The organism is Brachyspira hampsonii (assembly GCF_002214805.1).
GTDB classification, from domain to species: Bacteria; Spirochaetota; Brachyspiria; order Brachyspirales; family Brachyspiraceae; genus Brachyspira; species Brachyspira hampsonii.
The window spans coordinates 529,331-552,918 of the sequence record NZ_CP019914.1 but is presented as its reverse complement, the minus strand read 5'-3'; the positions used below and the strand labels follow the sequence as shown (position 1 = coordinate 552,918).

18 protein-coding genes are annotated in these 23,588 nt (G+C 27.8%); 14 read left to right on the top strand and 4 right to left on the bottom strand.

Features of this window, described 5'->3' with window-relative positions; genetic code table 11:
• Window positions 1-25: 25 nt before the first annotated feature.
• Window positions 26-1,579, bottom strand: a complete 1,554-nt coding sequence (locus BHAMNSH16_RS02190) for a xylulokinase (protein WP_008727253.1) — start codon at window positions 1,577-1,579, stop codon at window positions 26-28.
• A gap of 195 nt (window positions 1,580-1,774) precedes the next feature.
• Between BHAMNSH16_RS02190 and BHAMNSH16_RS02185 the strand changes: the two genes are divergently transcribed.
• The 8 genes from BHAMNSH16_RS02185 (at window position 1,775) to nhaC (ending at window position 12,539) form a co-directional block, all read left to right on the top strand.
• On the top strand, window positions 1,775-2,920 hold the full coding sequence (locus BHAMNSH16_RS02185) for an ROK family protein (protein WP_069731703.1): 1,146 nt from the start codon (window positions 1,775-1,777) through the stop codon (window positions 2,918-2,920).
• Window positions 2,921-3,036: 116 nt separating this feature from the next.
• A complete protein-coding gene (xylA, locus tag BHAMNSH16_RS02180; RefSeq protein ID WP_008731168.1) occupies window positions 3,037-4,350 on the top strand; it encodes a xylose isomerase in 1,314 nt (437 codons plus the stop codon).
• Between the two features lie 23 nt (window positions 4,351-4,373).
• The gene (locus BHAMNSH16_RS02175; RefSeq protein WP_008731166.1) at window positions 4,374-5,675 is read left to right on the top strand and encodes an extracellular solute-binding protein; all 1,302 of its coding nucleotides are present in this window, start codon (window positions 4,374-4,376) and stop codon (window positions 5,673-5,675) included.
• Window positions 5,676-5,747: 72 nt separating this feature from the next.
• On the top strand, window positions 5,748-6,641 hold the full coding sequence (locus tag BHAMNSH16_RS02170) for a carbohydrate ABC transporter permease (protein WP_069731702.1): 894 nt from the start codon (window positions 5,748-5,750) through the stop codon (window positions 6,639-6,641).
• A 9-nt stretch (window positions 6,642-6,650) separates the two neighbouring features.
• A complete protein-coding gene (locus BHAMNSH16_RS02165) occupies window positions 6,651-7,496 on the top strand; it encodes a carbohydrate ABC transporter permease (RefSeq protein WP_069731701.1) in 846 nt (281 codons plus the stop codon).
• A 26-nt stretch (window positions 7,497-7,522) separates the two neighbouring features.
• Window positions 7,523-9,886 (top strand): glycoside hydrolase family 3 N-terminal domain-containing protein, encoded by a 2,364-nt coding sequence (locus tag BHAMNSH16_RS02160; protein WP_008728638.1) that lies wholly within the window; start codon window positions 7,523-7,525, stop codon window positions 9,884-9,886.
• 22 nt (window positions 9,887-9,908) lie between these two features.
• Complete coding sequence (locus BHAMNSH16_RS02155; protein ID WP_008728637.1) at window positions 9,909-11,087, top strand: trans-sulfuration enzyme family protein; 1,179 nt, start codon at window positions 9,909-9,911, stop codon at window positions 11,085-11,087.
• 18 nt (window positions 11,088-11,105) lie between these two features.
• Window positions 11,106-12,539 (top strand): Na+/H+ antiporter NhaC, encoded by a 1,434-nt coding sequence (nhaC, locus tag BHAMNSH16_RS02150; protein WP_008728636.1) that lies wholly within the window; start codon window positions 11,106-11,108, stop codon window positions 12,537-12,539.
• Window positions 12,540-12,609: 70 nt separating this feature from the next.
• Here nhaC and recN read toward each other — a convergent pair whose 3' ends face one another.
• A complete protein-coding gene (gene recN, locus BHAMNSH16_RS02145; RefSeq protein WP_008728635.1) occupies window positions 12,610-14,319 on the bottom strand; it encodes a DNA repair protein RecN in 1,710 nt (569 codons plus the stop codon).
• On the bottom strand, window positions 14,319-15,188 hold the full coding sequence (locus BHAMNSH16_RS02140; protein ID WP_008728634.1) for an NAD(+)/NADH kinase: 870 nt from the start codon (window positions 15,186-15,188) through the stop codon (window positions 14,319-14,321). Before BHAMNSH16_RS02140 ends, recN begins: the two co-directional genes overlap by 1 nt.
• A gap of 248 nt (window positions 15,189-15,436) precedes the next feature.
• Here BHAMNSH16_RS02140 and BHAMNSH16_RS02135 point away from each other — a divergent pair, with 248 nt between their 5' ends.
• On the top strand, window positions 15,437-16,051 hold the full coding sequence (locus BHAMNSH16_RS02135) for a lysophospholipid acyltransferase family protein (protein ID WP_008728633.1): 615 nt from the start codon (window positions 15,437-15,439) through the stop codon (window positions 16,049-16,051).
• 493 nt (window positions 16,052-16,544) lie between these two features.
• Complete coding sequence (locus BHAMNSH16_RS02130) at window positions 16,545-18,017, top strand: 4Fe-4S dicluster domain-containing protein (RefSeq protein ID WP_008728632.1); 1,473 nt, start codon at window positions 16,545-16,547, stop codon at window positions 18,015-18,017.
• A 63-nt stretch (window positions 18,018-18,080) separates the two neighbouring features.
• Here BHAMNSH16_RS02130 and BHAMNSH16_RS02125 read toward each other — a convergent pair whose 3' ends face one another.
• Window positions 18,081-18,722 (bottom strand): ankyrin repeat domain-containing protein, encoded by a 642-nt coding sequence (locus BHAMNSH16_RS02125; RefSeq protein ID WP_069731699.1) that lies wholly within the window; start codon window positions 18,720-18,722, stop codon window positions 18,081-18,083.
• 193 nt (window positions 18,723-18,915) lie between these two features.
• On the opposite strand from BHAMNSH16_RS02125, the gene BHAMNSH16_RS02120 reads away from it, so the two are divergent.
• The 4 genes from BHAMNSH16_RS02120 (at window position 18,916) to BHAMNSH16_RS02105 (ending at window position 23,588) form a co-directional block, all read left to right on the top strand.
• On the top strand, window positions 18,916-20,328 hold the full coding sequence (locus BHAMNSH16_RS02120) for a fibronectin type III domain-containing protein (RefSeq protein ID WP_008726895.1): 1,413 nt from the start codon (window positions 18,916-18,918) through the stop codon (window positions 20,326-20,328).
• A 14-nt stretch (window positions 20,329-20,342) separates the two neighbouring features.
• Complete coding sequence (locus BHAMNSH16_RS02115; protein WP_069731698.1) at window positions 20,343-21,206, top strand: tetratricopeptide repeat protein; 864 nt, start codon at window positions 20,343-20,345, stop codon at window positions 21,204-21,206.
• Between the two features lie 438 nt (window positions 21,207-21,644).
• Window positions 21,645-22,919 carry a tetratricopeptide repeat protein gene (locus BHAMNSH16_RS02110; protein ID WP_069731697.1) on the top strand — a complete coding sequence of 425 codons (1,275 nt, stop codon included), beginning with the start codon at window positions 21,645-21,647 and terminating at the stop codon, window positions 22,917-22,919.
• 321 nt (window positions 22,920-23,240) lie between these two features.
• Window positions 23,241-23,588 carry an immunity 51 family protein gene (locus BHAMNSH16_RS02105; protein ID WP_008728773.1) on the top strand — a complete coding sequence of 116 codons (348 nt, stop codon included), beginning with the start codon at window positions 23,241-23,243 and terminating at the stop codon, window positions 23,586-23,588.

Here is a 23,588-nt window from a genome sequence, read left to right as displayed (position 1 = left end):
TATAATAATAGATAAAGGTGTATTATTATAATATGCCTTTATTTATTTCATTAAATTTTTCTTTTAAAAGTATCATATAGTCATGATATTTATTTGCAAGATTATCATCAGGTTCTATTACTGTATTGCCGATTAGAGAATTTCTTATATCGTCTAATGAAACCCTTTTTCCCAATAATAATATAGCAGATAAAGCAGCACCAAGTGAAGCACCTCCTGAAGGAAGTGTTTTTATAGGGCATTTCCAAATATTTGCTATTATTTTTAATATTTCTTTATCTTTTGTAGGTCCTCCTGTAACGGCAAGATCTATTTTATTTTTGGAAGTAAATTGTTCAGAGTATAAAGCCACTAGCCCCAAAGAACTTAATACTATACCTTTATAATCATCATCAAAAGAAGGAACTGAATGGAATCTTTTTATAGGAAATGCCATGCTTATAGGTACTGATTCATTTTCTTTCTGCCATAGAACTAGAGGCATATTATCAATGTTTTTTTCTAAAGATTCTGTAATTTCTTTATAATCTCTTGTATATAATTTCATGATTTCGTCCCATATTATGGCACCGTTAGTTCTGCAGAATATCATGAAAGGATTTCCTATTCCGTCATACATAGCATTTGATACTCCGGAATAATCTCGGCTGTTTTCATCAATATTGATCATATAAACAAAACTAGTTCCTAATGATAATATATCTCCTTTGTACAAAACTTTTGTCTGAGGATTATCTCCGCTTCCTATACCAACTATACATTCACTGTCAAATCCGTATTTTTCTGCAAAATATTCGCTTATATATCCTGCGAAGCTAGAAGGATCATTTATATTTCCTAATTTTTCTTTTAAATCATTTGACACAGTATTTAATAAAGTATTATTCCATTCTTTTTTTGTATAATCCATTAAGCTCATTCCCGAAGCATTTCCAAAATCTACAGGTATATTATCTTTCGCTGTTAGTATTGATGCTATAAATGTATTTAATAAAAATATTTTATATGTGTTTTTTGATAATTCAGGATTGTTGTCAAAATTATATTTTATTATCGCACCTGTAAATCTGAGCGGAGAATTTGAAGCGGTTATTTTTATCATATTATCTTTTCCGCCTACTGCATTTCTCAATTCTTCAGCTTCTTTCTGTGTACATGAAGTTCTCCATATAGGGGCATAATCATAAGAATATGAATCTTGTAATATTTCAGCTAAACTATTATTTATTGATGATTTATCTTTTAATTTTTCTATATTTGATTTATATTTCTCTGAAAGATAAACATGTCCATGCTGCTGAGCTGATATTTGTATTGCTTTTATCTCTTTTGTATTAAATTTTTCTTTTAGCTGTAATAGTGATTTATCCAATGCCGCTAAAAATATATTTATATCCTGTTCTGCTTTTCCTTTTGTATTTGAATCTATCAGCAATGTATTTTTATTCATTTTTGAATATTTCATTTCTTCTAATGAATTAAATACTATAGAGATATTTAACTCATTTTTATAATTCTCGCAATTTATAATACTTAAAGTTATACTTTGTGTGCTTAAATCTATTCCTAATGTATACATTTGCTTATCCTTAAAAAATATTTATTAAATCATTTTACTAAATTATTATATTTGAAGTATATAAAAATATATATAAAAAATCAATATTTTTAATACTAAATTATAAAAAACTTTATCTTTGCAAATTGATTTTTATATATTTTTAGTATTTAATATTATCTGAAAAATTTAATAGCTCTCATTTAATTAATAATTATGAAATATCAAGTATTAGCAAAAGAAAAAACTTTAAGAAATATTTTAAAAGAATGTATTAAAAAAGACAGATTTACAAGTATTGATATAGTTGAAAGTTTGAAACTTACAAAACCTACTGTAAATGAGTCTTTAGATATATTATTTAAAAATGATTTTATAACAAAAGAAAATTTTACAGAAGGTATGGTTGGCAGAAAAGCACAGATTTGGAAAACAACTCTTCATAAAAAAAAGTCTTTGGCAATAGATATAGATTTTAATTTAGTAAAGATAGCTATTGTTGATATGGCTGGAAATTATTATAATTATCAAGAGTATAAAAAAACTATTAATAATAATAATTTTTTTAATGTTATAAGTTTTATAATAAATGATTATAGAAAAAAATATAAAGAATCTGAAGAAATAAAAAGATTAGGGATATCAATACCCGGAAATATTAGTTTTGATAGGAAAAATATATTATATGCTACGAACTTGGGGCTTGAAAATATTAATATAAAATATTTGGAAAATGAATTAAATTTGGATATTATTTTGGAGAATGAGGCTAACAGTGCGGTATTGGGAGAATTTTTTCTGTCAAAAGAGGCTGATAAAAACAATTATATGCTCATATCCATATCCAATTTCGGAGTAGGAGGAGGACAAATAGTTGATGGTAAATTATTAAAAGGTGCACATAGATTAGCCGGAGAAATAGGGCATTTTACTATTATTATGGATGGTGAACCTTGTACCTGCGGAAATAGGGGGTGCTTTGAAAGATATGCTTCTTATGAGGGATTAAAAAATATTATGAAAAAACATAAACTAGACTTTGATGATATCAATCAGCTTTTTGAAAGTTATGATAAAAAAAGTGAAAAAGTAATAAAGGAGTACTGCAAATTTTTGGGAAGAGGTATAAGAAGTTTACTATCTATATATGATTCCAGTAAAATTATTTTAAGCGGAAAAATGACTGATTATTGGGATAGAATTTATCCTTATATACAAAAAGAAATATTTGAGAATAATAATTTCTATTCAAAATTTAATGTTCTTATTTTTAAATCTAAATTAGGTGATAAAGCTTCTCTAGTAGGGGTAGGTCTTATTAATTTTTTTAATTTTATATATGACAGTGATTTTTTTAGTTAAAAATCATATTTTTCTTGACAAATATAATTTTTTTTACTAAACTTTTATTAGTAAAATGATTTTATTATTTATTAAGTAAACTCATTTTACTAAATTAATTATCGGAGAGTAAAGAAATGGAATATTTTACAAGTACAGACAAGGTAGTTTATAAAGGAAAAGACAGTAAAGATGCTTTTTCATTCAAACAATATAATGCTTCAGAAGTTATATCAGGAAAAACTATGGAAGAGTGGATGCCTTTTGCAATGAGTTGGTGGCATACATTAGCTGCAGGAAGCTCTGATCCTTTTGGTGCTCCCGCAGCAAGCAGACCTTGGAATGGTAAAGAGGCATTAGAGGCTTCTAAAATGAGAGTAGAGGCTGGATTTGAACTTATGCAGAAATTAGGAATGAATTATTTTTGTTTTCATGACAGAGATTTAGCTCCTGAATATAAAACTCTAAAAGAAACTAATGAAAAATTAGATATGATAGTAAATTTAGTGGCAGAAAGTATGTCTAAAACAGGCAAAAAACTTTTATGGGCTACTTCTTCTTTATTTACAAATCCTAGATATATGCATGGTGCTGCTACTAGTCCTTATGCTGATGTTTTTGCAGTTGCAGCTGCTCAGACTAAAAAAACTATGGATATAGCTAAAAAATTAGATGCCAAAGGATATGTATTCTGGGGTGGAAGAGAAGGTTACGAAACTTTACTTAATACTGATATGAAAAGAGAATTGGATCATTTAGCTTATTTCTTATCTATGGCTGTTGAGTATAAAGAAAAAATAGGATTTAAAGGACAATTTTTTATTGAGCCAAAACCAAAAGAACCAACAAAACATCAATATGATTTTGATGCTGCTACTACTTTAGAGTTCTTATATCATTATAATTTGGATAAATATTTTGAGCTTAACTTGGAAGTAAATCATGCTACTTTAGCAGGACATACTATGCAGCATGAAATGCAGGTTGCTAGAAATCATGGAAAATTGGGTTCTGTTGATATTAACTACGGAGACACTTTCTTGGGTTGGGATACAGATATGTTCCTTACTAATGTATATGATGCGGTATTAATGATGGTAGAGATTATAAGAAATGGAGGATTAAAAAACGGAGGATTTAACTTCGATGCTAAAGTAAGAAGACCATCTCATACTATGGACGACTTAATATATGCATACATTGCCGGAATGGATACTTTAGCTTGGGGATTAAGAATAGCTGACAAAATAGTCAAAGACGGATGTTTCGATAAATTTATTGAAGAAAGATACAGCTCTTATAATAGCGGAATAGGTGCAAAAATAGAAAGTAAATCAACTTCATTAGAAGAATTATACAATTATGCACTAGCATTAGAAGAAAAAGAACTTCCTAGCGGAAATCAGGAATTACTTGAAGCTAAATTAAATCAATTTATATATAATTTATAATATTTCACAAAGGAGAAAATCATATGAAAAATATAATTTTGATTTTAAGTATTATATCTAGCTTACTGTTAATTTCTTGTTCTAATAATGCTTCATCATCTTCTAATGGCAGCGGAGATAAAACAATAAAAGTATGGCATATTCAAAATGTTGGAAAACAAATAACTATTAAGGAAGAAGCAGGAAAAAGATTTACAGAAGAAAATCCTGATTTCAATGTAGAAATAACACCTATGAAAAATGATGCTTATAAAACCCAGATACAAATAGCAGTGGGGGCCAACAATGCTCCAGATATATTTTTCACTTGGAGCGGCGGTACTATGATAGATTATATAAAAGCAGGGAAAATTATAGATTTAACTCCATATATTGCTAAGTATGATTTATCTAATACTTTGCTTCCAGCTTCTTTGGGTCAAGGAAGTTATGAAGGAAAAATATATGGTCTTCCTGTAGAATCTTCAATAATAGCTATGGTATTCTATAATAAAGAGTTATTTGAAAAAAATGGATGGCAAATTCCAACAACTTTAACAGAATTTGAAGTATTATGTGATCAAATAGTTGCTAATGGCATAAAGCCTTTTGCATTAGCAAATAAAACTAAATGGACAGCATCTATGTACTATATGTCATTGGTTTCTAGAATAGGTGGAAGCAAAGTATTTTATGATGCTGCTAACAGAGTAAATGGAGGAAGTTTTGAAAATCCGGCATTTATAGAAGCTGGTAAAAAGCTTGTTGAGTGGGTTGATAAAGGTTATTTTAATGATGGTTTCAATGGTCTTGATGATGATTCAGGTCAGGCTAGAGCTTTACTTTATACTGATAAAGCTGCAATGTCTATATCTGGTTCATTCTTAATAAGTTCAATATCAAGTGAAAATCCGGATTTTGTTAAAAAATTAGATGCTTTCATTTTCCCTATAGTTGAAGGAGGAAAAGGAGATCCTAAAGAATTAGTAGGTACAATAGGGGATAATTTTTATAGTATATCTTCTTCATGTAAATATCCAGAAGAGGCTTTTAAATTAATGATGAAATTTGTAGATAATGAATCTGTTCAGGAAGGATTATCTATAGGTAAATTACCACCTGTAAAAGATTTAAAGGTTGATTCACCTATATTTGATAAAATTGTTAATGCTATAAATGAAGCTTCAACTGTTCAGCTTTGGTACGATCAATATTTACCAGCAGAACTTGCTGAAGTGCATAAAGATACATTACAAGCTATGTTAGCTAAAACTATGACTCCAGAAGAAGCATGTAAACAATTAGAAGCAAAGGCTCTAGAATTATTAGGTCCTAGTTCTAAATAATAAATATAGTATACATAATAGTGACTCATTATATCACTATTATGTATGTTTTATAAGTATTAAGGAGTGTCTATGTTTTCTAAAATTATAAAAATAAAAGATAGAGAAATACATATTGTATCTATAATATTTTTAATTCCTTCTTTAATCTTTATGATATTATTTATTTTTTATCCGATTGTAGATTCTTTTATACTTAGTTTGCATAGTTGGAATGGAATAGATCCCGTAAAAACTTTTGTAGGGATTGAAAATTGGAAAATATTAATTACAGATATAAGATTTTGGAAAGCCCTAAAAAATAATTTATTAATATTATTCTTATCAATTATAATACAAATGCCTGTAGCTATATTATTAGCTTTAGCGATGGATTATGTTGGAAGAAAATTTAATTTTTTACGATCTATATATTTTCTTCCTATGCTTATGTCATCTGTAGCAATTGGCTTTTTATTTAGATATGCATACGATCCTCAATTTGGAATTATAGCTGGCATTTTGAATATTTTAAATATAGATATTACAATAGACATATTAGGAAATCCTAATATATCAATATTTGCCATTATTGTTGTTATATGCTGGCAATTTATACCTTTCTATTTTATTTTATATGTGGCTAGCATAAGTTCAATACCATTGGAATTATATGAAGCTGCTAAAATAGATGGTTCTAATTATTTTTATTATGCAAAAGAAGTAGTTATACCATATATATCTCCTACGATAAAAAGCAGTATTATACTTTCTATGGTTGGTTCATTAAAGTACTTTGATTTAATATATGTTATGACAGAAGGCGGTCCTAATGGAGCTACTGATTTAATGGCAACTTATATGTATAAAAATTCATTTGTTTCATTAAAACTTGGTTATGGGGCTACTATAGCATTTGCCATGCTTATCATAATTTCTATAATTTCATTTATAACATTTAAAAAATTAAATACTGCTGAAAAATAGGAGGAAATAATGAATAAAAAAGTATATAGTCATAATGAAAAAATCATTAAAATATTGGTAATATTTCTATTAATATTATATGCTTTAATATCTTTTATACCATTTTACTATACTTTGATGACTGGATTTAAAGAACAATTTGAAGTATTCACCAATGGAGTATTTGCTTTTCCAAACAAATTAAATTTTTCAAATTATATTTCTGTACTAAAAGGCGGTATATGGTCATATTTTTTTAATAGTGTAATTGTTACATTAATATCTTTAATATTAATAATATTTTGCTCATCTCTTGCATCTTATGTATTTTCAAGGCTCAATTTTAAGTTTAATAATTTATTTTTTGGTATCATTATTGTATCTATGACAATACCTGTACATGTAACATTAATTCCAATATATTTATTAACTCAAAAATTTGGTTTATATGATACGATATTTGCATTAATAGGTCCATATGTTGCATTCAATTTACCAATATCCATTTTTATATTGACAAATTTTATGCAAGAAATTCCTAAAGACTTGGAAAATAGTGCAGAAATAGATGGATGCGGAAAAGTAAGAACTTTTTTTAATGTTATTCTTCCGCTTTCAACGCCAGGTTTAGTTACTATAGCAATATATGCTACAACAACAATGTGGAATGAATTTATATTTGCTTTAGTTTTAACTCAATCTAAAGCTAATAGAACACTTCCTTTATCTGTATGGGAATTCCAAGGACAATATACTGCTAATATACCAATGATGATGAGTGTATTAGCTCTGGCAGCTGCCCCAATGATATTAGTATTTATATTCAGTCAAGATAAATTAATAAAAGGTATGATGGCAGGAGCTGTCAAATCTTAATTATGAAAATATAAAAGGAGTTTTTAATGATTTATAAAGATAAAACAAAACCTATATCTGAAAGAGTAAAAGATTTAATTTCACAAATGACTATAGAAGAAAAAGCATATCAGCTTACTTCTGTATGGTCTTATGAAATCACTAAAAAGGATTTTACATTTGATATTGATAAATTAAAAAATAAATTTCCATACGGATTAGGACAAATAACTAGAATAGGAGGAGGAACTCCTACAAAAGTACAGAATATACCTAAATTTAGAAATGAAGTGCAAGAATATTTTATGAATAATACTAGATTACAAATACCTGTAATGTTTCATGAAGAATCTTGCAGTGGAGCTATGTTCGATGGAACAACTAATTTCCCTCAAGCTATAGGTGTAGCCGCAACATTTAATGATACACTATGTGAAGAAATGGCAGATATAATAGGAAAGGAATTAAATGCTGTAGGATGTAATCAGACATTGGCACCTCTTTTAGATGTTACAAGAGAACCTAGATGGGGAAGACTTGAAGAAACTTTTGGAGAGGATGTATATTTGGTTTCTCAAATGGGTATGGCTTATATTAGAGGAATACAAAAAAATAATATTTATTCTACAGGTAAGCATTTTGTAGCTTATGGGGCAGCAGAAAAAGGATTTAATTGGGCACCTGGACAAGTTCCTGAAAGAACTTTAAGGGAGGTTTATCTTGCTGCATTTGAAGCAGCTATAAAAGAGGCAAATTTAAAATCTATTATGCCTGCTTATCAAGAAAATGATGGAGAACCTTGTCATAGTTCAAAAAAATTATTAAAAACAATATTAAGAGATGAATGGAAATTTGATGGATTAGTAGTAACTGATTATAGCGGTCTTACTTTATTGGAATCTTTCCATAAATTATTTCCTGATTATAACTCTATAGCTAAAAGAGCGATAGATTGTGAAGTTGATATAGAACTTCCTACTCAAGCGGTATATGGAAAAATCTTAGTAGAAGAAGTAAAAAATGAGAATATTTTAGAAAAGAATTTAGATAAGATAGTAGAAAGAGTATTAACTAAAAAATTTGAATTAGGTTTATTTGATAATCCTTATATACCTGAAACTATATCTTTTGTTATGCGTTCTAATGAAAGTTTACATAAATCATTAGAATTAGCAAGAGAGAGTATAGTTCTTTTAGAGAATAAAAATAATATTTTACCATTAAAAAAAGATCAAAAGGTGGCTATAATAGGTCCTAATGGAAATTCAGTTAGAAATCAGCTAGGAGATTATGCTTTTAAAGCCCATGTGGAATCGCTTGTAGAAACATTAAGGGTCATGTCTAATAACGAAGACAATAATAATGCTACTGGTTTTACTATGCAGGAAAGAGTAGATTTGGATGCTAATATTTTGTATAATTTTATTAGAGAAATAGAAGGTGTTTCTGTATATGAAGGTGTTTGTTCCAAAATAGGAAAAGATAATGTATTTTTATCTTTGGGTTCAGAAATATTTGAAACTACAGATGAGCTTGTTAATGAAGCGGTAGAAACTGCTAAAAAATCAGATGTAATATTAGCAATATTAGGTGATAAATCAGGATTAGAAGATGGAACTAGTTCTGGAGAATCAAGAGATAGATCATCTTTAAATCTGCTTCCTGGTCAAAATAAATTGCTTAAAGAATTAAAAAAATTAGGAAAACCTATTATATTGATATTAATAGTAGGTCGTCCTGTAACAATGCCTTGGGAAAGAGAAAATATGGATGGTATAATATGTGCTTGGCTTCCAGGAGAAATGGGTGGACAGGCAATAGCAGATGTATTATATGGAGATTATAATCCGGGAGGAAAGCTTCCTGTTACTTTTCCGCATAATATAGGACAAATACCTATATACTATTCTCATAAACCATCAGGTGGTTCTGAAAGAATGTGGGGCGGTTATGTAGATGGACCGCATGAGGCTATATATAATTTCGGATATGGATTAAGCTATACTAACTTTGAATTATATGATTTTAAAGTTGATAAAAAAGAATTATCTCCTACAGATAAAATTAATATATCTTGTAAAATAAAAAATGTAGGAAAAGTAAAAGGAAGTGAAGTTGTACAGCTTTATTTTAGAAATAATGTTTTAGGTGTTACAAGACCTGTTAAAGAACTCAAGGGATTTAAAAGAGTAACTTTAGAACCTAATCAAAGTGTTGGAATTAATTTTGAAGTGCCTATACATATATTGGCTTTCTATGATGAAGATATGAAATTTGTTATGAAAAAAGCTAATGTTGATATTTTATTAGGTGTAAGTTCTGATAATATCTTGTTTAAGGAAACTATATTAGTAAATAAAGATGAAGAAATAAAAGAAAAAGTGTTTACTACAAAAGTAAATTTATTATAAATAAAAATAAAGGATTTTTATTATGAGTGATCAATCTTATCAAACAAAATTAATTCATTATAAAGAAGGAGGAAATGGTCCTGTAGTGCCTCCTGTATATCAAAGTAGTTTATTTACTTTTGAAAGTTGGGAAGCAATAGATAAAGCATTCGATGATCCTTTCAATAATTCTATATATACAAGAGGAAACAACCCATCTGTATCATTAGTAGAAGAGAAGATAGCTTGTTTATGCGGAGCTGAGAGAGCTAAATTATTTTCTTCAGGTATGGGGGCTATATCATCATCAATACTTCATTATGTTAATTGCGGAGATCATATAATATCTATAAAAAATGTTTATGGTCCTGCTAATAATTTTATGAATGTATATTTAAAAGAAAAATGTAATATAGAAACTACTTTTGTAGAGGGTAAAAAAATAGAAGATTTTGAAAATGCCATTAGAGAAAACACAAAATTAATATATTTGGAAAGTCCTTCATCTGCAGTATTTAGTTTGCAGAATATAAAACAAGTTGTGGCATTAGCAAAAAAACATAATATCAAAACTATAATAGATAATACTTGGGCTACTCCTATATTTCAAAGACCTTTAGAAATGGGAATAGACTTAGAAGTTCATTCTTGTTCTAAGTATTTAGGAGGACATAGTGATGTAGTTGCTGGTGTTGTAGTCGGTAAAGAGCAGGATATTAAATCGCTATTTGACAGAGAACATGCATTTTTAGGAGCTAAAATGTCTCCTTTTGAAGCTTGGCTTATATTGAGAAGTTTAAGGACTTTAAAAATAAGAATGATGCAGCATCAGGAAAATGCTTTGGCTGTTGCTAAATATTTAAATAATAATCCTAAAGTTAAGAAAGTTATGTATCCGGGACTTGAAAATTTTGATCAATATGATTTAGCTAAAGAACAAATGAAAGGATTTTCAGGACTTATGGGATTTGTTATTAATTCTGATAATTTAAATGATATAAAGAAATTTTTCAATAGTTTAAAATGCTTCAGAATAGGAGTAAGTTGGGGTGGACATGAAAGTCTAATATATGCTCCTGCCATAAGTTATTTAAAAGAAATGCCTAAAGAACAGTTTGATGCTATGGGCATATCTTTGGGGGTTATGAGAATATCTGTAGGATTAGAAGATTATAATGATCTTATAGCTGATTTAGATGAGGCATTAAAAAATATAAAATAATTTTTTGGAGTGTTATGTATGGAAAAGAAACAAATAAATACATTTTTAAAAATATTCCCCCTTATATTTATATTAGTTGGTGTTCTTATAGGTACTGTAAGATTTGGCATAGCAATAGAATTTTTACTTATAATAGGTACTGTTATTTGCTGTATTATTGCATATACTGCAGGATATAAATGGGAAGAAATGGAAAAGGCTTTTGTAAAAAAAATAGCAGATACTTGGCTTGGGGTACTTATATTAATATTGATAGGTGCTATAGTCGGTACTTGGATATACAGCGGAGCTGTTCCTATGCTTATATATTATGGTATAAAATGGATTAATCCTTCCTTTATACCTTTTACAGCATTTATTGTTACTGCTTTCGTTGCTATATTTACAGGTACTTCTTGGGGAGCTGCTGCTACTTCTGGAGTTGCTTTCATAGGTGTGGCCCATGCAACAGGAATACCTTTACCTTTAATAGCTGGTGCTATAATAAGCGGTGCTTATGTTGGGGATAAAAATTCTCCTATATCTGATACAACAGTTTTATCAGCTATGGGTTCAGGTGCTCAGTTAATAGACCATATAAAATCTATGCTGATAGTAACTATACCTTCTGTAATAATATCAAGTATTATATTTATTGTTTTAGGTTTTACTGCTTCTTCTAATATAGATATCTCAACAGTTAAAGAAACTAGAGAAATATTAGATTCTTTAGATTATATGTTTAATTTTAATATATTATTATTACTTCCAGCTGTTGTTGTTTTTGTAGGAAGTTTTAAAGGTTTATCACCTATAATAACTATGTTTTTAGGAAGTTTCCTAGCTTTAATATTAGGTGCAATATTCCAGGATTTTGGTTTTTTAAATTCGGTAAAAGCCTTTGTATCAGGATTTAATGTTTCTATGTCAAATTTACCTGCAGATCAAATACCTGCTAATTTAAATAATTTATTAAATAGAGGCGGTATGGTTAATATGATGCCTACAGTATTATTTTTGATATCTGCTTTAACTTTTGGAGCTATGCTTCAGCTAATAGGAACTTTGCAAACTATATTGGATTTATTATTAAAAGTTATAAAAGGAGTTAAGAGTTTGATGATAGTAACTTGGTTTACTACATTCATTGTTAATTCAAGTGTTAATAGTACACAATTTACTTTTTTAACTTTAGGTCCTATATTCCAAGATATATATAAAAAATATAAATTACATCCTTCTGCTTTATCAAGAACTATGGAAGAAGGAGGAACTTTAACTGAACCTATAGTACCATGGACAGTAACAGGTGTTTATATGGCATCTACTTTAGGAGTGGCTACTTTACAATATTTACCTTATTCATTCTTTAATTTGGTTAGTATTGTGGTAATGTTTATATATATACTTATTTTTCCTAAATTAAAATTTGCTATTCCTGTATTGAAAGAAAAAGAAGAAGATAAAAAATAATCTATCATGCCTATAAATAAAAAAGCAGGTATAATTAATTTTATACCTGCTTTTTATATTTTATAATTTATTATTTTTTGGCATGTTCAAGCATTTCTTCGGCATGTTTTATGCTTGCTTCTGTGATTTCTTTTCCTGTTATCATTCTTGCTATTTCATTAACTCTCATACTGTCATCAAGCTCTTCAATAGTTGAAGTAACAATATCATCGCCTTCATTTTTTGTAACTTTAAAATGATTATTAGCATATATTGCAATTTGTGCTAAATGAGTAACGCTAAGCACCTGTTTTCTTTTTGATAATGCAGCTATTTTTTCGCCTATAACTTCAGCAATTCTTCCGCCAACACCTACATCTATTTCATCGAATACGCATGTTTCACAATAATCTCCTAAAGAAAGTACATTTTTTAGTGAAAGCATTATTCTAGATATTTCACCGCCTGAAGCAATTTTTCTAAGAGGCTGAAACATACTCTGCTTATTCGGTGCTATTATAAATTCTATATTATCAATACCCGTAGAATTAGCTTTTATATTGGCACCGTCTATATTAAGTATACCGTCATCATCTTCATCTAAAGTTATTTCAACATCAAATTTTGTAGATGACATTCCCAAATCATTCATTTCATTTTCTATTGCTTTTATAAAATCTTCTTTTCTATTATGCCTTATATCCGATATCTCTTTTGCAAGTACGGAAGTTTTTTCTCTTAGTTTTTCTATTTCTTTTTTTAAGTTTTCAATATCCTCTTCAGAGAAATTTAGAGATTCTAATTTTTCTTTGGATTCTTTGGCATAAGATATTATTTCTTTTATATTAGAGCCGTATTTCTTTTTTAAATTATTAATGAAGAAAAGTCTTTCATTAAGTGATTGAAGTTCTTCAGGATCAAATTTTGTTTTGGATCTTATTTCAGTTAAAACAGTTTTTATATCTTCGAGATTTAATGTTATGCCTTCTATTTGTGATGCGATATCTGAAAGTCTATTATCATATTTGGATATGCTTTGTAATGCCGAAATGCTTCTAGTTAATTTTATATAAGCTCCGGATTCGCTTCCGAATATATCTTTATTAATAGAAGAAAGAGACGAAGCTATACTTTCTGCATTTGACATCATAGTAATATCATTTTTTATATCTTCATCTTCATTTGGCTTTAATTTAGCTTTTTCTATTTCATCTATTGCATATTCTAAAAAAGATTTTTCTTTTAAAATATTGTTTTTATTTTGATATATTTCATTATACTGTTTTATTAATTTGATGAGTTTATTATAATGATTTTTATAATTTTCAAGCTTTTCATCAATATTTAAATAACTGTCATAAAAGTTTAAATGATTTGCCGGATTAAAAAGAGACTGATGTTCATGCTGTCCATGTATATCTACTATCAAATCACCAAGTTCTTTTAATTCAGCTACTTTAACACCTACATTATTTATAAAAGATTTGCTTTTTCCGTCTTTTGTAATTTCTCTTTTTATATTAAGCTCATCATTATTTATTTCTATATTCCATTCTTTTAATTTATTTTTTACAATATCAGCAGATGATTGAAGAGAAAAATTTCCTGAAACAATTAATCTGTCGCCATTAGCTCCAACCATTCTAGTAGAACCTTTTTCCCCTGTTATGAGTTCTAATGCACTGATTATAATGCTTTTACCAGCACCTGTTTCACCTGTAAGTACATTGAAGCCGCTGCTGAAATTTATTTTTAATTTATCTATTAACACAAAATTTCTAATTTCGAGATATTTAAGCATTATCTACCCCAATTAAGTTTATTCCTAAGTATATCATAAAACAGCCTGTTTGCACTTTGAAATATATAGCAGTTTTTATTACTTATTTTCGCTTTTATCTTATCATTATTTTTAAATTGACATATATCATATCCGTCTATTGTTATCATAGCCTTTAATGATTTTTGTGTCAATTCCAATTCTATATTATCATGTTTAGGAATAACTAGCGGTCTGAAGGTTAATGAATGAGGTGCTATAGGTACAAAAGATATTGCATCAATGGTGGGGGCAAGTATAGGACCTCCTGCACTTAAAGCATAAGCAGTAGAGCCTGTAGGGGTTGCTATTACAACACCGTCTCCTACTATTGAAGATATTAGTTTACCGGATATTATAATGTTTATATGTATTGCTCTGCCGTCGCATTTACTTAAAACTAACTCATTAACAGCGAGATGTTCTTTATATGTATCTTTTTCTTTTGAATAAACCCTTACAGATAATAATGTTCTAGGCTCTATTTCATATAATGTTTTTTTATTTTCAAAATATTCTTCTAATATTAAATATGCTTCTTCAGGAGGTATTTCTGAAATAAAACCTAATGTACCGTTATATATTGGAAGAACTGATATGTCATATTTTATTGCTATTTTTAAAGCGGAAAGCAATGTACCATCTCCGCCTATAGATATCAGCATTGATACATTTTTTAACTCTCTTGCTGCTTTTTTTATATTATTGTAAGATGATATATCATAATTTATTATAATAGCTTCTATATTATATCTTTTTATTATAGTATTTATTTTTTTTAAAATTCCATCAGTATCAGTTCTAAGAACATTAACTATGATTCCTATTTGTTGCTTTTTCCTGTTATTCATAATTATTAAGTAATTTAATTAAAAATAAAAAAAATATTTATTAATTATAACAAACAGTTATTAATATATCAAGTTGTATATTGATAATTTTTTATTTTTATAATAAACTATTTATTATGATATTATTTAGTTTAATTTATTTTTTATTAAGTTTTATTTTTACATTATTGTGTGTAATTGTAGCCTTTTCAATTTACCCATTTATAAGATTATTTTCTAAGAGAAAAGCTTCGCAATATGTTCATACTATGGCTAAATTTTGGGGCAGAGTGCTTATGAAAATGGCATTCATTTCTTTTGATATAGAAGGAAAAGAAAATTATGATCCTAATAAAACTTACTTACTGACTCCTAATCATCAAAGTGCTTTCGATATATTTGCATGCTTCAGTATATTTAAAAATTCTTTTGCATTTGTATCAAAGGATACTTATGGAAAAGTACCTTTAATTGGTTTTGGTATGTCTCTTGCTAATTACATATTTGTTAAAAGAGGTACGGTAGGTGCTGTAAAATCTATAGATGATATGGAAAACAGATTAAGAAATAATATCAGTATAGTCATTTATCCTGAAGGTACAAGAAGTGCTACAGGAGAAATAAAAAAGCCTAAAAGAGGAATATTAAAAATATCAGAAAGATGTTCAGATATACCGGTTTTGCCTGTTGTTATATATGGTACTAGAGATATTATGAAAGCTAGAAGTATTAAGATTGTCCCATTTAAAAAGATAACTGTGAGATTTTTAGAGCCTTTCTATTTTAAAGATATCAATGGTGATGATAATGATAAATTGGATTATTGGTATGACATTATGAGTAAAAATTATAATGAATTAAGAGATAAATTAATATCAAATTAAGTTTTGACTGTTAGACTTGTTTGAGAAGCACTTGATAAGATTAAGTATAGAATTATTTAATTTTTAAATTAATATATAATGTTTTATATGTTGTATTTGTTACTGTTTTAGTATATAAACATGTACTATTTTGCGAAGCGTATACTAACTTGTCTAGTATAGAATCTTTTCACATACAGGCATTAAAGTAGGATTTTTTCGTAATAGAGAAAGGCTGCAAAATAATAATTATATATATCAAATGAGTAATTCTTCAATTAATAAATAAAATTAGTTTTGAAACAACTTTATCATTAGGAATACAGATATTTTTATAGAATATATAGAAATAAGAGTTTTATATACTAATAAATGTTTTTATTCTATAATAAGATGTTAAAATGTATATATTATTTTTATGTTATACTTGAAAAAAATAATCTTCGTATTATAATTATATCAATTATGCGTTTATATTAAACCAAAAATCACTTAAAAAATTAGGAGTATAAAATTGAATATTAATAATAACGCTTCTCAGTTAAAAAAAGATATCTTGGTAAAGATTGCATTAATGTTTATTGAAGACAGGCTTGTAGAAGATATTGATAGGCTGCCTATAGAGATAATACCTAGAGATAGCAAATCTATAAGATGCTGTATACACAATGACAGAGAAATAATAAAGAATAGAATTATGGCAAGACTTGGTATAAGTGTTGAAGGCAAGGAGGATAGCGGAATACCATTGTCCGGATATGCTAAATTAGCATTAGAAAGAGATAAACCTACTTGGCCTATGCTTACAGTTCTTGATGAAGCTTGCAATGCTTGTGTAAGGGCTAATTTTATGGTAACTAATGCCTGTCAGGCTTGCTTAGCCAGACCTTGTATAGTTAATTGTCCTAAAGATGCCATAACAATACTAGATGAAAAAAGGGCACATATAGACAGCAGTAAATGTATTAACTGCGGATTATGTTTAAAAAACTGTCCTTATCATGCTATTATTTATATACCTGTTCCTTGCGAGGAGTCTTGTCCTGTAGGAGCTATTAATAAAAATGAGTATGGCAAAGAAGTAATAGACTATCATAAATGTATATTCTGCGGAAATTGTATGAGAGAATGTCCATTTGGTGCTATGATGGATAAGGGGCAGCTTATAGATGTTTTAAAGCATTTAAAGGCAGATGAAAAAGTTAATGTTATGTATGCTCCTGCCATAGCTTCTCAATTTAACGCTAAACCGGGACAATTAAAAAGTGCTTTATTAAAAATAGGATTTAATAAGGTATGGGAAGTTGCTTTGGGAGCAGATGTTACATCAGATAAAGAGGCTGCTGAGTTTGAAGAGAGAATGGAAAGAGGGGATAAACTGATGACTACTTCATGCTGTCCTGCCTATGTAAAAGCGGTGAGAAAGCATGTACCTGAACTTATTCCTTGCGTATCTGAAACTAGAACCCCTATGCATTATACTGCTGAAATGATGCATAAAGATGATCCTGATGCTATTAATGTATTTATAGGACCTTGTCTTGCAAAAAGAAGAGAAGGTTTAGATGATGAGTTAGTAGATTATGGCTTATCTATGGAAGAGCTTGATGCTTTATTTATAGCTACAGGTACTGATGTATCAAAAGAACCTGATTTAGATATAGAAACTGTTCCTACTGCTTCAGGAAGAAAATATGCTATGAGCGGCGGTGTTGCTGAGGCTGTTAAAGTAAGATTAAAACACCCTGAAAAATTAAAAGCTGCTGTGATTAACGGACTTGATAAAGATGGTATGAAACAGTTAAAAGGTTATGGAAAAGTTCAGGCAGGAGAAACTCCTATTACTGCTGATACTCCTAATCTTGTTGAGGTTATGGCTTGTAATGGAGGCTGTGTAGGCGGTCCTTGCGTGGTAAAAAATCCTAAGGCTGCTACTGTTCAATTACAAAGATATGCTGCGACAGGTAAGGAAGTAAAAAAAGATTGATAAGTTCTTATGAAATTATTAATAAAGGTAAAAGTCTTATTTCTTAGGCTTTTGCCTTTATTTTTATTCTTCTAATAATTTTTCTATATTTTTTAAATTTCTTTCTTTGGCATAATATAGAGCATCATGTCCGTTCTTATCTTTAATAGTCTTGTCGGCTCCATGTTCTAATAGAATCTTAACTATTTCAGCATAATTTAAACTGTCATTTCCAACAATGGCAACTTCTAATAATGCTGTATATGATAAATGATTAATATGATTAACATCTATATCAGTGTTTTCAAGAAGGAATTTCACTGTTCCTAAATGTTCTTTTTCGCATGCTAGCATTAATGCATTCGATCCGAAAATATTTAAAACATTTTTTGTATCAGCTTTTTTATATATTAGTTTTATTATATCAAGCATTCCTCTTGAACTTGCATATAGAAAAGGAGAATTCAATTTTTCATCTTGTATATTTACATTTGCATCATTATCAACTAGAAGTTTAACCATTTTTATATCATTTTTATATGCCGCTATCATTAAAGGCGTTCTTTTTCTTTCATCCCGTAAATTTACATTTATTCCCATTTCTATATATTCTTTTACAGATTTTATATTTCCGCTATGTACCGCAGAAAAAAAATCACTTCTTGTATCTGCCAATAAAATACTGCTCATATATAAAATAAATGCAAATATAAATGATAATTTCATAATTGCTCCTAGTATATTTTTATTATTTATTATATAACAAATCTTTTTTTGATTAGTTTTATTAATATAGTTTAATTATAGTTTTTACAACTATATAAATATACATTATAGTTTTTATTATATTTTTAATAATGATATTTAAAAAATATCCGAATAATTATTAAAGAATTATAATAGTAATTGGGACTTGAAAATGCATTATATAGGTTTTTTAATAGCTTTTATTTTATATTTTACAGCTAGTTTAAATGCTGTTGTTTATGATGTTTTTTCAAACACAAATAATATTTATTATACCACATTAAATAATATTACTAATAGTTATATATTGAGCGACAGCGACTCGGCACTTAATTATCTAAGAGGAGATACAGCTCTTGATTCTAGTATTTTACAGGGGCTTATATATAGTAAGGATATTAAATCTATAAAGGGTGCTAATGGAGGAGATGCCATATTCTTCCATAATATTAAATCGTATGTGAAAATAGATTATTATGTAGGAGATGGTACTCACAATTTTGATGATACTATGACAAGTTTTACTTTGGAGTTTTATTTGAATCCTTATAAAATAAGAATGAATTCTCAGGTATTATCAAAAACTGCTATATATAATGAAAATGGTGTTACAAAATCTTCAGGCATAAAAGCTAATATTGTTAATGGCAGATTAGTTTGGCAGTTTAATAACATATTTTCCTATAATGGAGTATATACAAATGTTATATTATCTGAGGGAGAATATCTGAAAGAAAATGAATGGAGACATCATAGTGTAAGTTTTAATGCCTCTACAGGAAAATTAGTGAAATATATAGACGGCCTTGAAGATCAGGTTGTATACTTGACTAGAACAGGAGATGCAACAGGTTCTCCTTATACTATAGAGTTTGATAATATAAAATTGGATCCTTTATATTTAGGAAATGGTTTTATAGGCGGATTGGATGCTTTTTATTTTACACCTCGTTATAAGCAGACTTTTAATTTATATAATTATACTGCAGACGGAGAGATAATAAGTAAGGTTATGGATTTGGGAAATAGGAATACATTTATTGACTCTATAAATTATGTTGGAAATTCTACAAATGGAAGTTATATAGATATGTATTACAGAACTTCAGATTATTATTTTGCTTCTGAAGATGTTAATATAGCTTGGGAGCCTTTAAAAAATTATACAAATATTATGACAAATACAATGACTAGATATATTCAGATTAGAGCTGTATTGAAAAGTAATGTTGATAGAAATGTTACGCCTGTATTAAATAATGTTTCTATAGATTATCATCATCCTGAAAAACCTTTAGTACCATCTAATTTAAAAGCTGATGTGGTAAGCGGTACTTCTGTTATGCTAAGTTGGAGTGGTTCTCATGAAAATATATCAGGTTATAAAATTTATTATGGAACTAAATCAGGTGAATATAATGAAGCACAATACACACCTATAGTAATAGAGAATGTACATGAATATAAAATAGAAGGACTTAAAGAAGGAACAGTTTATTATTTTACTGTTACAGCTATAGGCGGAGAGGGTGGAAATATAGAAAGTGGTTTTTCTGAAGAAGTTTATGTAAGACCAATTCAATAAAAAGGAGTATGAACGTGTCTACTAATACTAAAGCAATGAAATTAAGTAATCTTGCCGAAGAATTATTAAAAAAAGGAGTAAATGAAGAAGCTATAGAAGCTTTGAAAAGAAGTATGAGATTAAGTACTTCTGATGATATGAAAGCATATTTACAAGTGGCAGTTTCTTTATTTGAAAACGGAGATTATGAACATGCTAAAATATTTTTAAATACTTTTTTGGAATATTGGATGGCAGCAGAAGCCTATTTCATTTTAGGTGCTATTGCTAAAAAAGAATATAGACTTGAAGAGGCTTTTGAACTTTACAGAAAAGGAATCACTTTATATACTTCATCAAATCTTAATCCTTATTATGAATTTTTATCTTTATGCACCCTACTTAAGGAAGAAGATAAAGGATTGGAAACTGCTAAAAATGTACTTAAAATTAATGCTAAAGATAGGGTTGCTTTAGTATATATGGCTAATTACTTCTTTAGAAATAAACTTTATAAAGAAGCTATGAATTTTTATAAAATCTTAGTAGATAATAAATTGGCTGACCATAATGATTATCATTATTATGGTGTTTGTTTGCATGAAATTAAAGATTATAAAAAGGCAGAAAATATGTATTTGCAGGCTTTAGCTATGTATCCTGCTGATACTCCTGAAGTTTTAGCTCTTAAAAACCTTAGAAGTAAAACTTTAAAAGATAATTATCCTAATTTGAAAGAAAGCAGAGAAAAGTATACAAATAAAATAAAAGAAAATCCTGAATCCAGTGATTATTTCCATTTAGGTAATATTGAATTTATCGATGGAAATTATGAAAAGGCTGCCGAATTTTATTCTAAAGCCAAAGAAGTTTATGAAGAGCATGTTTGCATTTCATAATATAAGCTAATAGGATTACTTTTATATTTTTATTATATCTTCTGTATATATAATTTAATTTTATATTGATACATTTATCAATTTTCTTATATTTATTTTATTAAATAATTTTTTATTTGTGTGTATTATATTTTATAATAAAAAATCCAAAAATATAATATAAATTTCTTGCAAAAATATTGTTTTAATTAATAATAATTATGAGTTTCTGATAAGTTTACTTGTCAGAGATTTGTGGTGAATAATTTTTATTAATAATTTTAAAATAAAAATTGTAAGTGTCTAACAAGTTTACTTGTCAAAGTATTTATTTATAAATTATAATTAATACTAATTTTAAAGCTATAAACGAGCAGCTGATAACTTTAGTTGTCAGATATTTTAAGCGAGTTTATAGCTAGCAATAATAAACAATTTTTATTAATTAAGGAAGGCATAATGTCATATTTTGAAGAAGGTTTGCAATTATTTAGAGAAACTCAGTTTGATAAAGCATCAGAATTATTTATTAAAGCATTAGAAGAAGATGGGGATAATTCTGAAATATATAATTATTTAGGTCTTTCTAAACAGGCATTAGGATTTTTTGAAGAGGCTATTAATTATTATGGTAAAGGTATAGAAATAGATGAAAATTATGCAGAGCTTTATTATAATAGGGCAAATTGTGAATGTAATCTTGGGATTTATGAATCAGCTGTAAAAGATTATGATAAAGTTATAGAATTAGTACCTACTCATTCAAATGCTTATGATGACAGAGGATATGCTAAAGGTAATTTGGGGTATTATGAAGATGCACTAAAAGATATTGATAAAGCTATTGTTTTGGATAGCAATAATATAGATGCTTATATAGACAGGGCATTCATAAAATTAATGTCGAAAAAATATATTGAAGCTATAGAAGATTATAAAAAAGTATTGGAATTAGATGATACAGAAGTATATGCTTATAATGGAATAGGAGATGCTAAAAGGAGTATGGGGCTTTATGAAGAAGCTATTTCTTATTATAATAAAGTTATAGAACTTTCCAATTCCAATAGTTCTTATGCTTATAATAATATAGGTGCATGCAAAATAGGATTAGGTTTGTATAATGAGGCTATAGCAGATATAAATAAAGCATTAGAAATATATGATGAATATACCGATGCTTACAATAACAGAGGAACAGCAGAATATAATTTAGGACTTTATAAAGAGGCAATAAAAGATTTTAATAAAGCCATAGCATTATCGCCTCAATATTTTTATGCTTATAATAATAGAGGAAATGCCAAAAGTGCATTAGGATTATATGAAGATGCTTTAGAAGATTTTACTAATGCAATTAATATAGAGCCTCAATATATTGATGCATATTATAACAGAGCAATTGCTAAAAATAATATTGGACTTCATAATGAGGCTGTAAAAGATTATGATGTTGTAATAGAATTGGATAATAACAATATAAATGCTTATTATAATAGGGGGCTTTCGTATTATAGTTTAGGAGATTATGAAAAAGCTTTAAAAGATTATAATAGAGTTATAGAGTTAAATCCAAAATTGGCTGATGCATATAATAATAGAGGGTTTACAAAATATAGTATGGGTTTATATGAAGAAGCTATAAATGATTATGACAAAGCCATAGAGATAGATTCAAATTATGAAAAGGCTAAACAGAATAAGCAAGAAGCTTTGAAAAAATTACGGAATTAATTTAATTTTGATAATTTGACAAAATACATTTTTAATGATATAATATAAAAGTATACTTAAAGAGAAACTCTAAACTCTAAACTCTAAACTCTAAACTCTAAACTCTAAACTCTAAACTCTAAACTCTAAACTCTAAACTCTAAACTCTAAACTCTAAACTCTAAACTCTAAACTCTAAACTCTAAACTTGTTTAAAGTTTAGGAGTAAAATATTTATTGTTAATATTTTGTTATTTATGATTTTAGAGTATTAAAAGATTAAACATTTTTATTATTGCAGTAAAGTACTAGTATAAAAAAATTAATTAAAAGGAAGTAAAAATGAAAAATGATTTTGAAAAACAAATAGAACCATTCTTTTTTGTAGAACATGAAAATACCGCTTCTCTTTGTTTAAATGTTGGAGAATATAAAGTAGAAATATTTGAAGAAAGAGAAGATGAAGGTTTTGAAGGAGGAGGGTATGATTGGCAGTCTTTGGCTATAGTGTTTTTAGAAGAAAGAGTGCCTGATTTAAAAGGGATTATTGATTTTGATTCTGAATCAAGTATGTTCTGTGCTTACAGCAGCAATATTGAAGCATTAAAGAAATTTGCTTTATTATTTAAAGAGGCATGCGAAGATGATAAACTGATAAGAGATTTATTTTCTAGGGCTGAACTTGATTAA

What these genes read in the sequence shown, in the direction of transcription:
- nhaC (WP_008728636.1), top strand. Translation starts at nt 11,106, where the DNA reads ATGGAAAAGAAACAAATAAATACATTTTTAAAAATATTCCCCCTTATA.
- BHAMNSH16_RS02140 (WP_008728634.1), bottom strand. Translation starts at nt 15,188, where the DNA reads ATGAATAACAGGAAAAAGCAACAAATAGGAATCATAGTTAATGTTCTT.
- BHAMNSH16_RS02170 (WP_069731702.1), top strand. Translation starts at nt 5,748, where the DNA reads ATGTTTTCTAAAATTATAAAAATAAAAGATAGAGAAATACATATTGTA.
- BHAMNSH16_RS02165 (WP_069731701.1), top strand. Translation starts at nt 6,651, where the DNA reads ATGAATAAAAAAGTATATAGTCATAATGAAAAAATCATTAAAATATTG.
- BHAMNSH16_RS02175 (WP_008731166.1), top strand. Translation starts at nt 4,374, where the DNA reads ATGAAAAATATAATTTTGATTTTAAGTATTATATCTAGCTTACTGTTA.
- BHAMNSH16_RS02105 (WP_008728773.1), top strand. Translation starts at nt 23,241, where the DNA reads ATGAAAAATGATTTTGAAAAACAAATAGAACCATTCTTTTTTGTAGAA.
- BHAMNSH16_RS02110 (WP_069731697.1), top strand. Translation starts at nt 21,645, where the DNA reads ATGTCATATTTTGAAGAAGGTTTGCAATTATTTAGAGAAACTCAGTTT.
- BHAMNSH16_RS02125 (WP_069731699.1), bottom strand. Translation starts at nt 18,722, where the DNA reads ATGAAATTATCATTTATATTTGCATTTATTTTATATATGAGCAGTATT.
- BHAMNSH16_RS02135 (WP_008728633.1), top strand. Translation starts at nt 15,437, where the DNA reads ATGGCTAAATTTTGGGGCAGAGTGCTTATGAAAATGGCATTCATTTCT.
- BHAMNSH16_RS02190 (WP_008727253.1), bottom strand. Translation starts at nt 1,579, where the DNA reads ATGTATACATTAGGAATAGATTTAAGCACACAAAGTATAACTTTAAGT.
- BHAMNSH16_RS02155 (WP_008728637.1), top strand. Translation starts at nt 9,909, where the DNA reads ATGAGTGATCAATCTTATCAAACAAAATTAATTCATTATAAAGAAGGA.
- recN (WP_008728635.1), bottom strand. Translation starts at nt 14,319, where the DNA reads ATGCTTAAATATCTCGAAATTAGAAATTTTGTGTTAATAGATAAATTA.
- BHAMNSH16_RS02185 (WP_069731703.1), top strand. Translation starts at nt 1,775, where the DNA reads ATGAAATATCAAGTATTAGCAAAAGAAAAAACTTTAAGAAATATTTTA.
- xylA (WP_008731168.1), top strand. Translation starts at nt 3,037, where the DNA reads ATGGAATATTTTACAAGTACAGACAAGGTAGTTTATAAAGGAAAAGAC.
- BHAMNSH16_RS02160 (WP_008728638.1), top strand. Translation starts at nt 7,523, where the DNA reads ATGATTTATAAAGATAAAACAAAACCTATATCTGAAAGAGTAAAAGAT.
- BHAMNSH16_RS02120 (WP_008726895.1), top strand. Translation starts at nt 18,916, where the DNA reads ATGCATTATATAGGTTTTTTAATAGCTTTTATTTTATATTTTACAGCT.